Origin of the sequence: Paenibacillus sp. FSL A5-0031 (assembly GCF_001956295.1) — a bacterium.
Taxonomy (GTDB): domain Bacteria; phylum Bacillota; class Bacilli; order Paenibacillales; family Paenibacillaceae; genus Pristimantibacillus.
The window spans coordinates 98,192-111,796 of record NZ_MRTD01000013.1 but is presented as its reverse complement, the minus strand read 5'-3'; the positions used below and the strand labels follow the sequence as shown (position 1 = coordinate 111,796).

Here is a 13,605-nt window from a genome sequence, read left to right as displayed (position 1 = left end):
TACCCCTCTCGATTAACGAATCCGAAACACATGCGCGATTGGTGCTTGTTCTGAGCATTCATTCACTGGCAAACGGACAATAATGCCGTTTTCTGCTTGGCTGTACTGCAAATGGTCTTGTCCGCCTACGAGATCAATCTGGCTGAAAGACTTCTGTATAGGGAGGTATAATTCCTCTTTCACAGCCTCTTTTTCATCCTTGTACAAATAAAAGGCATAGACCGTATCTCCTTTTTTCGTAAAGTGGCAATTGTCAGCAGAAAAAGGCTCACAAATTCGTGTTCCATAGATCGCCTCACCATAAACCTTCAACCAATCGCCCATCCCTTTGATACGGCTAATGGCTGTAGTCGACAACCTGCCGTCAGGCTGCGGACCAACATTCAATGCCAGGTTTCCGCCTTTCGCAACGATTTCAACGAGCAGATGGATCAGCTGTCGAACCGTCTTATACTTGTCCTCATAACGGAAGGAGAATGAGGTGCCCATCGTAATACAGCTCTCCCACGGCACGTTAAGCGGACGCTCAGGCAATGTCTGCTCTGGTGTAATAACATTTTCATAAGGACCGCCGACCGTGCGGTCAGCCGAGAGCAGCCAAGGCTGAATTTCCCGCGCCTTCTCAACCACCTCGCCTAATCGAATGTTTTGATCGCGGTAATCGTTAACCCAACCTGCATCGAGCCATAACATATCTATGCGGCCATATTTCGTCATCAACTCCATAATTTGCGCATGGGTGAACTGCACGAATTGCTCCCACAAATGCGGATATTGCTTCGGGTCATAGGAAGGCCCGCGCGCGGTAAACGACCCACGCTCCATGCCTGGCGCCCAATAATATGGCGTATGCCAATCTGCCTTCGAGAAGTAAGCAGATATAGCTAAGCCCTTTGCGCGAAAAGCATCAAACAGCTGCTTGCAAATATCGGCGTACTTATGCGAATGGAAAGGACAATTTGGGCTCGTAATCCGGTAATCCGTCGTATGGGTGTCCCACATGCAGAAGCCATCATGATGCTTGGTTGTAAAATTTAAATATTTAAAGCCATTCTCCGCAGCAAGATCTGCCCATAGCTCAGGCTGAAAGCGAAGCGGGTTAAAGGTTTTGTTTAGCCCAAAATACTGCCGCTTCAATTCCTCTGCGTCTACATTCCAATCGATACCATCGCGTGACCATTCCTCATCTTTGTCACTTAGCGCCCATGATTCAACTACACCTAACTGTGAATAAGGCCCCCAGTGCATCATAAGGCCCAGCTTCTGATCCTTGAACCACTCCAGCCGCTCCTGCAGAAGCGGGTTCTCTGGCTTTACCCATTGCTCTTCGCTGCTGTAATTGTGGACACCTTGCTCAACAACTTGCTCTATTTCGTCTGTCGTCTTTATTTCGCTCATGGTTACCTCCAAGTATAGTAGGACTTTCGTAAGCTTTACGTTCATTGCCTTCTTCTGCTCTATGTCCAAATTGTAAATTTGTTGCTATGATTAGTAGCGACGAAAAGGATTGATCGATCATAGGGGGCAGACGAGATGAAACGAAACTACTTCAAATCCAAACTGTTTTTAAAATATATCTGGTCCTACTTGTTTATTTTGCTTATCCCATTAGTACTTATGACGATATTTATCTATCAAAACGCAGTAACCAATCTACGTACTGAAATTGAGCAATCCCGCCTCGGCCAGCTCACGCAAGCCAAAGTTATTGTTGACGGGCGGATGAAAGAGCTAAGTGAAATTGCTTCACGCGTCTCGTATGACAAGAGGCTGACTCCGTTTCGGGTTCACGATTCTTATTACAGCGGTGAAGCCATACAAGCTCTTGATCAATACAAAGCGACCAGCTCTATCATTAGCGAGATGTTCTTGTATTTTCACAAGGATGCAAATATTTATTCCGCGAAGGGTCTATCGAGCATGGATGTATTCGCAAACACCTTTACCTTTCACAATTGGAGCAAAGACACTATTTTTCAAGATTTGAATACGGTTAAATATCCAACGATGCGTCCAGCTGACACCGTAGTCCTAAGCGCTAATTTGCAGGATTCGATGCTCGCTTATCTTGTTCCCATTACGCCGTACAACCCTAATCCACATGGAACGATTATGTATCTAATTAAAGAATCAGAGCTTACGAGTTTAATCGATTCGATTCTAGGCAATTATCAAGGCTTGACTTATATTTTGGACAACAAAGGTCAAATTCTAGTAGACAATCGCCAGGGCGAAGCCTTAACGAATGCAGAGGCGCAGTCTCTATATAGTCTCGCGCCAGGCATTCATGATAAAACCTTAAATGGCAAGCCGCATTCCATCGTATCCGTAAAATCAGAAAATAATGGCTGGACTTATGTGACCGTCATGCCAAGTTCCCAGTTTCTTAGCAGCGTAGTGCATGTCCGCAGCTTCATCGTCATGCTGTTCCTCATCGTTGTGGTCGTTGGAGCGGCGATTGCCCTCGTGCTTGCAAGAATGCAATATCTGCCGATCTCTACGCTTGTAGAGTTCGCAAATTCCAAATCCAAGCCAAAGCATTCCGCTGATCAATCAACCGAAAACGGAAACGAGCTTGATCGAATACGAACAGCGCTGCAGCAATACAGCTCGCGAGTTGATCTTCAAGAGCCATACGCTCGCAATCACTTTTTGTCCATGCTGCTGAAATATGGGAATGCGCAAAGTCTTTCACCAGAGCTGCAAGAGGCCTTCGATCTTCATTTCGACCAATCTCATCACTTTGTTATGGTGATTGGATGGGATGAAGTCGAAGATACGCAAGAGGAACGACAGGAGCGGCAAGAAATGATAGAGCTGCTCTCCCAAATCGAATTCCCGGAGCTGGCTGCTCATGCCTATGGCGTAGAGCTCCCTCAGCTGGATCAGCTTGCACTCATTATCAGCTTTAATAGGGATCAAGCCGAGCAGGAATTTGTTCCTGTGCGCCACATTGCTGAAGCGGTGCTCTGCACGATACTAGAGACGTTCGATGTTACGCCTACGATTGGCGTTGGAACCTGCTATTCAAGCCCTGACCAGCTGAATCAGTCCTTTATTGAAGCTTGCTCAGCTTTTGAACTGCAAGCGACAAGCGGTCATGGCACGATCACCTATTTCGAGAAGCTGCAAGATACACCGGATCATACCTTTTGGATACCGAATAATTCGCTGCTCAAGCTTTCTCAAAGCTTGAAGCAAGGAAGCTATGATGTAGCTGCACAAATGATCAGCCCGTCGATCCGCAGCCTGCAATCATCCGAGCTGTCTGCCCTGCTCAAACGCTGCATATGCTTTGACATTTTGAATACGATGCTAAAAACCGCATCCGAGCTTGGCATTCAAAATGTGATTCAAGACATGGCTCCTAACATGATTTACAGCCACTCCTTGGATGAAATCGAGACCGGTTTTCTGAATCTCGCCTCCCGAATCTGCAATCAAGTGGAGCGCAACAATCAGAAGGAGGAGCAATCACAGATTGATCGGATCGTCTCCTATATCGATGAGCATTTTAGAGACCATACGCTCAGCCTAGAAACGATTGCATATGAGTATGCCATTTCGCCATCACATGTGAGCCGTTCATTTAAGGAAAAGATGGGCCTTAACTTCATCCAATACATTTGGCAAAAAAGAATGGAAGAGGTTATGCATCATCTGAAAACGACAAACGCACCGCTAAAGGACATCATTATTCAAGTCGGCTATTTGGATACGCCTAACTTTATTCGCAAGTTTAAGAAAGAAACCGGATATACGCCTGGCCAATACCGCAAGCTATTCTGGGAGAATGAACAGGCGCAATTGGTATCCGATTCGGACGATGAATAAAAGACAAAACCCGGTCAGCATTTCGCATGACCGGGTTTTTGCTGTTTCTAGGTTCATGCTCTTGTTGGTTTATTTACCTGTGTACTATCTGTCGTATGCGCTTTGGTAAAGCTCAGCAATACGATTTCCGCCCATTTTTTTAATTTGCTCCACATACTTGTCCCAATTGGAGAGCGGCTCCTGGCCCGTTACGAACTTCGCTTCCATCTGTGTAACGTAAGTGTTCAGATCAGATAACAAAGCAGAAGCCTCAGTTTGCTCTTCATTTGTCAAATAAACGTTAGGGTAAGGCGGTTTTGCGATTGGCGTAAGCTTCTCTGCATTTTGCTTATCGATCCATAGATCGAATTCGCTACGAAGGCCTACGGCAACATCGCTTGAGTTCATACCCGGCGTTAGAATCCCATAGTTTGGTGTCATCGTTCCGCGGTATTCTTCACGGTCAATGCCGCCTGGAACAGGAAGCCATTCCTTTTCATGCGTTTCCTTGTTTTTATATTTCCACAGAAGGTTCTCAGGACCTTGATTGAACAAGGTAGCGCCTTCATAGCTGTATAGGTAATCTACCCAACGCATAGTTGCCTCTGGAGCCGGATTGCTGCTTGTGATGGCGAAGGTACCATTCGCTGAAATACCAGGGTGCTTGCCATAGACAGGAGAATCAGCAATTTCACTTTTCACTGGCGTCATCAACGGGTTGTCTTCACTTGGTTCGCCGCCTAGCGTAAAGTAAGGGTAATAGTCGTTGAACAAAGCAATTTGATTGTTTTTCCCTTTTGCTTTCTTCTGTTCACCTGTTTGCGAGAAGGTCTCGTGGTCCAGCAATTCCTCTTTCCATAGACGGTTGAGGAACGTTAAATATCCTTTGTAACCCTCTTCTTGTGGCGTGTAATGTACTTTGCCATCCTTATCGGCATAAACGACCTCATCATAAATGCCCCAGAAACCGAGGAAGTACATGCGCAAATCGTTCAGTTTGTCGGATGTGAGCGGAATTTCATCCTGCTTACCGTTTCCATTCGGGTCTTCAGTCTTAACACGCTTCAGATAGGTGTACAGCTCTTCTGTCGTCTTAGGCTCTGTTGCCCCAAGAGTTTTCAAGAACTTGCCGTTGTACCACATCGGACCGCGGTACCAGACTGCTGCTAAGTCAACGTTCGGCAGCGCATAAATATGTCCATCTGGCGTGGTGAACGACTTGCGGATGTCCGGATTATCATCAAAGATCTTTTTAATATTTGGCGCGTAGCCTTCATCAATATATTTTTCAAGAGGAATAAGAACACCTTGAGTTCCGTAAGTGACTTGTTCTGCAGGTTTCAGATCCGCTGCATAGAACATATCCGGCAAATCTCCGCTTGCAAATACTAGATTTTTCTTGGTCGCAAAGCTGTCGATCGGGGCGTTCTGGTATTCCAGCTTAATGCCTGTCAGTTTCTCCATCTCTTGTAGTACAGGCATTTTGTTCCAGTCAGCAACGCCAACGTCCTGTGACATCATCTTCAAGGTAATCGGTTTACTGACAACCGGAAACCCTTCTTTGTTAACCCCGTCAGCCGTATTGGACGCGGACGTTTTGGAACCTGTATTGCTGCTATTCGTTTTCTCCTCATTGTTCGGCGAACCACATGCCGCTAATACGGAAGCAAGCAGCGTAATGCTGAGTAACAAAGATGATGCTTTTTTTAGCTTTTTCATCCTAAACCCTCTCCCTTTTTTAAAATTATTTATGAGCAAAATCAGCCCTTAACGGAACCAATCATGACACCTTGCACAAAGTAACGCTGAAGAAATGGATATACGGCGATAATCGGCGCTGTCGCAACGATAATAACAGCGTATTTGACCAGTGCAGCGATTTCAGCTTTGTTATTGAGAGCTGATGCTGATGAAGCATCAATTACGCCCCCGCCCTGAGCCGACATCTCCTGCAACACAAGAATTTGCCGCAATACGAGCTGCAAAGGATATTTCGCGGCATCATTCAAATAGATGAGTGCCGAGAAGTAGCTGTTCCAGTTGCCAACACCATAGAACAAAGCCATAACGGCAATGATTGGCATGGACAGCGGCAAGATGATTTTGACGAACAATCTCAGGTTGGTGCAACCGTCGATCTGGGCAGCTTCTTGCAGTTCTTTCGGTATGGATGATTGGAAAAACGTGCGCGCTACAATGATATTCCAGATTGAAGCGGCCGAAGGAATAACGATTGCCCAAATTGTATTCACCATACCGAGTTCCTTGATGAGCAAATAACTTGGTACGAGCCCTCCTCCAAAAAACATCGTGACGAGGAACATCCCCATAAAAAAGTTTCGTCCCATAAAGTCTTTGCGGCTTAGAGCGTAGGCAGCAGGCAGCGTAACGAATAAATTGATCGACGTACCTACTACCGTATAAAGAATGGTGTTGCCGTAACCTGTCCATATGCTGGAGTTTTGGAACACCCTCTGATAACCTTCAAACGTAATGCCTTTTGGCCACAGCCACATCTCGCCGGAACCCACCAATTTCGGATCGCTTATCGAAGCGCTAATCATATAAATGACAGGATAGGCGACTACAATAAAAGCGAGAAATACATAAATATAGTTGCATATCAGAAACACTTTATCTCTTCCGGACTCTTTAACGGCGGAAATCATCGGTCATACCCCCTTCTTCTACCACAGGCTGTTTTCGTTGGTGCGTCTTACGATCTGATTGACAAGCACTAAAATAATGGCGTTAATGACGGAATTGAACAGGCCGATCGCCGTCGAGAAGCTATACTGGGCATCGACAAGCCCTGATCGGTATACGAAGGTTGAAATGACATCGGATGCTCCCATGTTAAGCGAGTTTTGGAGCAGCAATATTTTCTCAAATCCAACCCCAAGCAAGCTTCCCATGTTCAGAATTAAAAGAATGGTCATCGTAGGGATAATCGTCGGAATGTTAATATGAAGCACTCGTTGGAAGCGTGAAGCTCCGTCTATAATGGCTGCCTCATGCAGACCCGGGTCTACTCCTGAAAGCGCAGCCAAATATATGATTGTTCCCCATCCTGCGCTTTGCCAAACACCAGAGAATACGTACATCGTCTTAAACCACTTCGGGTCCGTCAAGAAATCTGGAGCATCAAATCCAAGCCACTCAATAAGATGTGTCACTATTCCCGATGAAGGCGACAAGAACGTAATGATCATGCCTGCCATAACAACGACTGAAATGAAATGCGGCGCATAAGTGACGGTCTGAGCCATCTTCTTGAAGGAACCACCCTTCAGCTCATTGAAGGCAAGCGCCAGTATAATCGGTATTGGAAACCCAATAGCAAGTTCATACAGGCTAATACTTAACGTGTTCCATATCAAGTCCCAAAAGTAATAAGAATGAAAAAATCGGACAAAATGGTCGAAACCGACCCAAGGGCTTCCGAAAATCCCTTTCGTTGGTATGAAGTTCTTAAATGCGATTTGTATGCCGTACATCGGACCGTAAGAGAAGATTAGAAAGTAGAAAAATGCGGGTGCAATGAATAGATACAATTCCCAATTTTGAAGGAGTCTTTTCCACATTCTGCTCTTCTCTTTCGTCGGTTCCGGAAGCATATTTGGTGCGTTCATTGGACTTGCTTCCTGCATAAAATCACTCCTTTCCCATTTCGTTGTAATTGCTTTTGTTTGGTGATTGGCGACAGGAATTTCGGAAATGCTATCGCTTACATTCACAACAATACGGAACATAACAATTCTCGTAAATATGTCATTTCCCGTATCGAATGATAGCGCTTTATATTTATGAGGAAACATCAATTCGCCAACTACTGCGACTATTCAGATAACTTCTCAAATGTGTCATTTTTGTTGAAAAATCGCCTATTTATCGGCAACCGCAAGATTTACCAATCGGTTTTCGCCCCCCATACAAGCCCAAACCCCCTCAGAGAGTGGTCTATTCAAGAATGACATGTATGCGTTTTCATTGTTTCTAAGCCAATTGATCCTTTTTCATATTGCGGTTGCCTATTTGGAGTATTTCCTATCGTTCAATTGCAAAAAAAAGAGTATCCGCATCTGCACGCAGCTACTCTTCCATTGCCATTTCAGCATCACTTATCGTTCTCTTTTTTCTCTTTGCTTGAAACAAATTTCTTTCTGTTCATTGCTCCCCATGAATGACGGCCTCTTCTAAAATTAAAAATACCTTCAACACGGAACAGAACAGTAAGCTGACGATAACCTAGGTTTTCCAACACGCCGAACAGCACAAGCAGCAAAGTTTCTTTAAGCGAGCTGTATTTGCGAAATGTAATTTGCTCGAGTAAGATGCTGCCCATTGATAAGGTAGTGCCGAGTAAAAACGCGATAACAAAAAAAGTAATAAAGCTGTCAAACGCAAGCAAGCCAAATAAATAGGCAAGTGGGATAAAGATATAGCCAAGTGCCTCAACAATTGGACCAATTAATTCAAAGATCCAGTAATAAGGCAGTGTCACCATGCCAATCTTGCCGTATTTCGGATTAAAGAGCATTCTCCTATAGCTTATCAGCGTATCAAAAAGACCAATTTGCCACCTTCTCCGCTGGCTTCTTAGATCCTTCATTGTTTCTGGAGCTTGCGTCCAGCAAATCGGGTCCGCTAGAAATTGTATTTTGTACTTCCTCTTCTGATCTTTCATCGCCTTATGAAGTCTAACGATAATATCCATGTCTTCACCGATCGTATTCACTTTGTACCCGCCGCACTCAATAACGACCCTTTTATTAAACGCACCGAATGCACCGGAAATAATGAGTATGGAATTAAGCTTGCTGAAGCTCGTACGGCCAGTCAGGAAAGCTCTGAAATACTCAATAATCTGAAATTTTGCCATATTGCTTTTCGGAATATTCATCTCCATAAGCTTGCCGTCTTTAATGATCGAGCCGTTGGCAATTCTGACGATCCCTCCAACAGCAATCGTTTCGGGATTTTCCACAAATAACATCGTGAGCTTGATCAGGGCATCATTTTCTAAGATGGAATCGGCATCGATGCATGCAAAAATAGGATAGACAGACACATTAATGCCCGCATTAAGGGCGTCCGCTTTGCCCCCGTTTAATTTATCTACAAATATTAATCGCTCGTATTGATTGCTTCGGTAAATGCCAGCTACTTCATTCGTAGGCAAGCTCTGCATAATGGGTTGGTTTACCTTTTTTAAATTGAACTCGTTTATAATCTTTTCTTTTGTGAAATCGGTGGAGCCGTCATTCACAATAATAATCTCATACTCAAAATAATTTAAAGCGAGCAGCGATTTAATATTATCAACTATCGTTTTCTCTTCGTTGTACGCAGGGACAATGATAGAAATCGGAATCATATTTTTTGAATCAATGTATCTTTTATAATCTGAAGCTTTCATTTTTCGTAAATAACTAAACATATCTAGCGAAGCGATCAGCATTTGCCCATTATAAAAGATGTTTATCCCAATCGTATACAGCATACAAAACTCGCTGAAATAAATAATAAACATTCTGAGAATATACATGTTGTTAAAAACCATCCTCGTTTTTCTAAGTTGTCATTAGGAAGTCATTTCGATCACACTAATCACGGCATCCCGAGCAAATTTATCGTCTCCATCGATGATCCTTGAAGCGTAAGCAATACCTCCAGGAATGAGAACAAGTGCACTGGCGGCATGATGTCTTACCCACCACACACTGTCGCCTGTTGTTTTCCCTAAATCCGCTAAACTATTTTTAGTCCCAATCTTCTCAAGGCCCTTAGCAGCAGCAGCTCTAACCTCCCAATCATGATCATCAAGCTTGGTTAGCATAGAAGCTTCATAATCTGGATTATTCAGCTCGCTCAGCGCTCTTATCGATGCGATTCTAAGGTTCTTATCCTCACTATTCAAATATTTAATATAATGCTCGCTTAAGCCTTCAATACTATAATCAGCAACCGCTTTTATTAGAATGCCCTTCATATAGTCATCACTTCTATCAATTGTTTGTCGAAACAGCTCTTCCTTTGAGCCGTCAAAAGCAGAAATAATTTCGATAATAGCTCTATGGGACAAGTTCATATTTTGGGAGTCATAGGTTAGAACATGAACTAGCCCCTCCAAATCACCTAGCTTCGCAAGAGCCAGCATCATATTATAAATCACATCATTATTTTTGCTTGAAATAAGCGTAAGGATAGATGCCGTTGTATCTCTGAGCTGCAATTCCCCTAGATGCCGACAGGCTAAGGACTGAATATGAACGCTGTTTGATTGCAGTCTTTTGAGCAGAAAAGCTTTCGTTCCCGTTAATTCGTATATGTTCATCAACTGATCATGATGGGTATGGATAAAATCAGCATCGTGATTAATGACGATATTAATGAACAGCTCTTTTTTTCTAGCACTTTTTCCGACGATTTTATTCAGTTTTTGCACGATTGTTCGTTTATTTTTATTTTCAGTATAGAAGTAGGATGTGAATACTTCTTCCAGCTGCTTCTTCAATTGGCTCGTCGCGGACTCGCTAAAGTAGCGGAAAAACCATATGACGATAATCGATATGAAAAAAAATGAAAATAACGCTGATGAAATGAGCAGCAAATATAATGCTTCTTTTGTCATATATCCTCCTGCGCAAAAAGATGTTTAAGCATGTCGTAGCTTTTCTTATTGCGAGATACGTATTCGGGTTTCGTCCATGTATTCCATGTAAAGGTTCGGTAGCCGGATGACGTAACGCTTTCGGGAAATTGATAATCGACCTTCTGCGTTGTTTTATCCATAATAACGAGTGAAGCGACTATGCCATCCGTCATTCGAACAGCAGCGCTGTCTCTTATGTTCTCGATTGCCCCTTGTTTCTTCTCATCGTCTAATACGAGCAAGCTGGACGGGTCAGTAAAGTTCAAGCTCGCCCATGGAATTCTAAGATACAGCGTCTTGCCCTCAATATAAAAATGGCTGCTGCTGTTGTCAAAGCTGCCAACATTCAAGGTTGATCCATCCTCATAAGCAGCGGGAACCTTTTTACCTTCGGGCGTTTGGTATGCTTTTGAGAGCTGACGCAACATTTTCTCATAAATGCCGTTAGACGATACGGAAGTGTAATAACTGCCTTTGCTCGCATTATATTGCGGGATTACGAGTAATTCGGCATGCTTCGTATTTTGAATGCTGATATTAAACTCTGCACCAGACCAGTTTTCATTCACGTCAGGAGCCAGCATATATTCGCCATTTTTTCTGTCAACGGTGTCCAAATAGATCATAATGTTCTTCTGATCAAACTTCGGCAGTTCACTGAATTCGGCTGTTATATAGAAATAAGATTCGTTAGCAGCATAAGAAATGGTGCGCAGAGGATCTGTTCCCCGCAAAGTCATTGCATACTCTGTCGGCGTAGGTGCTTCCATCGCTAAAATACCGTATCGCTGAGCAGGATCAATGACATTTTGCCAGAGGCTTCCATGCTCATAAGGGATCATCAGGGAAGAGGTGAACCGGCTGCTTTTTCCCCATTGATCCGCCCATTCGTAAACAAGCCCGCCCATACTGCCGCTGTCCTTTATGATATTCATCATCGCAACGATGCCTTCTCCTTGCTCCGCCTCGCTGTTTTGACCATCCTTATGGCCAGAAGCGGATATTTGCGATGAGCCTAGGCTTGTAGACAATCCAAATTCACTAATAAGTACCGGATACTTTTTTTGAGTGCTCATAAAACGATCCAAATACTGCTTATAACCTGCATAGTCAGGTTTTGCTTCCTTCGTTTCCCCAGCTATAAATGCCGGATGATCGGGAAAGACATTGTACGCGCCAAAAAATCCGCTGATCACTTTGCTAGAAATAACAATATGATTAATATCCACTGAAACCGCGTCATCGAGCGTTTCTGGATTTGATGCAGCATGTTCGAGAATGTCTAGCTCTGGAATGCTGGTAATCGCTGCTGGATGCTGCATGTTGTAATTACTTTGCTCATATTGAAAGATAAGATCCGATAGAGAAGCAAGCCACGACTCGGTAGGCGTTGCGTCTACGCTTGATGAAACATAGTCCCCACTATAGTTGTAAGAGGGATGTGCTTGATCCGTTGCCTTTACCTTTTGAGGGGTTAAGCCTGGGTCAACTAAAAAACCAAGGATATAGCCTGACACATCATTCATGTAAAGATCGGAGTTCATCCCCTCTTTTGTTTTTAACTTGGCATTCCCATGAACTGCGTTAATGGTATCTTGAATCGTTTGTTTGTAGGCTGCATTGTACTCTTGATTCAGTAAGTCGCCTGATGGCGGCTCACTGCTCGGCGATATATTTTGAAGCAAATACAGCGGTTTATCTTGATGATTCGTATTGTAAATATCAAGCGCTCGATAAAAGCCTGACGGCATCAACGTGTATACTCGTATCGTATTGGCGTTCATTAGACCAATCTTCTCAAGCCACTCTGAATAAATAGTCGTATCCTCCGGGAAGCTTCCTGCAGGTATACCTGGTATTGCTGTGCCAATATTCATCCCTTTTACGAACATGCTCTTCCAAGCTCCGTTTTCATAAACGGAAAATGTATTGTTGACTATTTTTGATACGAGCTGTGTACCATTTGAAGCTGTCTCTGCTTTCGCCAGGAATGTAATGCTTTCATCTAGTGGCTTTGTTTCCTTCAACAGCTTGGACATAAGCGGCACATAAAAATGCCAATAAAAATACGAATGATCCCCTTCGCTGTTTACACTGAATATTTTGTATAGCGTAGAAGCACCCCAAAACCGTTTAATCTTCTCCGGTTCCTTATAATCACTAAAATCTCCCGCAAAATAATAGGAGCTCTTTTTGCCGGATTTATTTGCAATGATTGCTGGGAATCTAGTATTTAGCCCTAAGACCTTTAATTGCTCCTGACCTGCTTCTGTAGCGTTTAAGTCATACCATGCGATTACCGACTTATCGTATGCTGGCTCAATGATTTCAAACCAGTTATAGTAATCAATCGTGTCCGTATGATAGATACCAGCATGATCCTCAGTCATGAATAGACTGATCGATTGTCCTGTAAAATCTTTGCCGCGCTCCAATATGATGATTCTATTGTTGCCCGCAATAACGATTCCCGCTCCCGTTAAGCTCCACTTTTTCCCGTATTGCTGCTCATAGGTTGCTCTTATCCAGTTCGGTACATCTTCTGCCGACGATAATTCCGAGAAAAACTTGCCTGCCCACCCCTTAAAGCCGACGTTAAAAATAGCTTCAAGCTCCTTGGATACGTTTGGTGCAGTAGGCTCGCCTGCAATATTGTATTCGCCAATAACCGTTGTCCCTTTAGCATAGCTGGTAGCTATTAAACTAACCTCATCCACCGTCAGACCTGAAACCCCTTTTGGTTCTACACCATTCACCTTTGAATTGCCAGTGCCGTACGCATCCGAAATATAGATCAGATCTGGCACATTAGCTCGTTTATCAAAAGGAACAGCAGTTAATTTCCCATTCGATAGGAAATTTCCATAATAGTCCTTCGTGGCGTCATACGCTTTATTCGTCGCGGGGTTATTTATGCGCAGATAATCCATAATCCAAAACAACCCGCGCTGCTTGCTGTAATCCAGATCCCTTATGCCGCTCGTTTCAGATGCTTGAGTCGGAAAGGTTTTATTAATGACAACGACATCAAGGTTTTTGCTTGGTGTAAGCAGCCAAACGATGAAAGGAATCGATAAACCAATTAATAAAGCTATTAAAATGATATAGCGAGCTTTCATATTTCTTGTTCTCATTTG

8 protein-coding genes are annotated in these 13,605 nt (G+C 43.6%); 1 reads left to right on the top strand and 7 read right to left on the bottom strand.

What is annotated here, in order from left to right; translation table 11 throughout:
• Positions 1-12 precede the first annotated feature (12 nt).
• Positions 13-1,398, bottom strand: coding sequence for an alpha-L-fucosidase (locus tag BK120_RS22280; protein ID WP_076269701.1), 1,386 nt, complete (start codon positions 1,396-1,398; stop codon positions 13-15).
• Positions 1,399-1,533: 135 nt separating this feature from the next.
• On the opposite strand from BK120_RS22280, the gene BK120_RS22275 reads away from it, so the two are divergent.
• Entirely contained in the window at positions 1,534-3,834 is a 2,301-nt protein-coding gene (locus BK120_RS22275; protein WP_076269700.1) for a helix-turn-helix domain-containing protein, read from the top strand.
• An 84-nt stretch (positions 3,835-3,918) separates the two neighbouring features.
• Here BK120_RS22275 and BK120_RS22270 read toward each other — a convergent pair whose 3' ends face one another.
• From BK120_RS22270 to BK120_RS22245, 6 genes are all read right to left on the bottom strand, one after another.
• A complete protein-coding gene (locus BK120_RS22270; protein ID WP_076269699.1) occupies positions 3,919-5,532 on the bottom strand; it encodes an extracellular solute-binding protein in 1,614 nt (537 codons plus the stop codon).
• 41 nt (positions 5,533-5,573) lie between these two features.
• Positions 5,574-6,482, bottom strand: coding sequence for a carbohydrate ABC transporter permease (locus BK120_RS22265; protein WP_076269698.1), 909 nt, complete (start codon positions 6,480-6,482; stop codon positions 5,574-5,576).
• A gap of 18 nt (positions 6,483-6,500) precedes the next feature.
• Positions 6,501-7,430 carry an ABC transporter permease gene (locus tag BK120_RS22260; RefSeq protein WP_372239018.1) on the bottom strand — a complete coding sequence of 310 codons (930 nt, stop codon included), beginning with the start codon at positions 7,428-7,430 and terminating at the stop codon, positions 6,501-6,503.
• A 500-nt stretch (positions 7,431-7,930) separates the two neighbouring features.
• Complete coding sequence (locus tag BK120_RS22255; protein WP_083682319.1) at positions 7,931-9,361, bottom strand: glycosyltransferase family 2 protein; 1,431 nt, start codon at positions 9,359-9,361, stop codon at positions 7,931-7,933.
• Positions 9,362-9,397: 36 nt separating this feature from the next.
• Entirely contained in the window at positions 9,398-10,447 is a 1,050-nt protein-coding gene (locus tag BK120_RS22250) for a HEAT repeat domain-containing protein (RefSeq protein ID WP_076269696.1), read from the bottom strand.
• Positions 10,444-13,602: a hypothetical protein gene (locus BK120_RS22245; RefSeq protein ID WP_076269695.1), complete on the bottom strand. Its 3,159-nt coding sequence runs from the start codon at positions 13,600-13,602 to the stop codon at positions 10,444-10,446. The genes BK120_RS22250 and BK120_RS22245 overlap by 4 nt, the downstream gene beginning before the upstream one ends.
• Positions 13,603-13,605: the final 3 nt, after the last annotated feature.

Bases quoted from the DNA above. Each gene is read 5' to 3' on its own strand.
- BK120_RS22255 (WP_083682319.1), bottom strand. From the start codon at position 9,361: ATGTATATTCTCAGAATGTTTATTATTTATTTCAGCGAGTTTTGTATG.
- BK120_RS22280 (WP_076269701.1), bottom strand. From the start codon at position 1,398: ATGAGCGAAATAAAGACGACAGACGAAATAGAGCAAGTTGTTGAGCAA.
- BK120_RS22250 (WP_076269696.1), bottom strand. From the start codon at position 10,447: ATGACAAAAGAAGCATTATATTTGCTGCTCATTTCATCAGCGTTATTT.
- BK120_RS22265 (WP_076269698.1), bottom strand. From the start codon at position 6,482: ATGATTTCCGCCGTTAAAGAGTCCGGAAGAGATAAAGTGTTTCTGATA.
- BK120_RS22245 (WP_076269695.1), bottom strand. From the start codon at position 13,602: ATGAGAACAAGAAATATGAAAGCTCGCTATATCATTTTAATAGCTTTA.
- BK120_RS22260 (WP_372239018.1), bottom strand. From the start codon at position 7,430: ATGCTTCCGGAACCGACGAAAGAGAAGAGCAGAATGTGGAAAAGACTC.
- BK120_RS22275 (WP_076269700.1), top strand. From the start codon at position 1,534: ATGAAACGAAACTACTTCAAATCCAAACTGTTTTTAAAATATATCTGG.
- BK120_RS22270 (WP_076269699.1), bottom strand. From the start codon at position 5,532: ATGAAAAAGCTAAAAAAAGCATCATCTTTGTTACTCAGCATTACGCTG.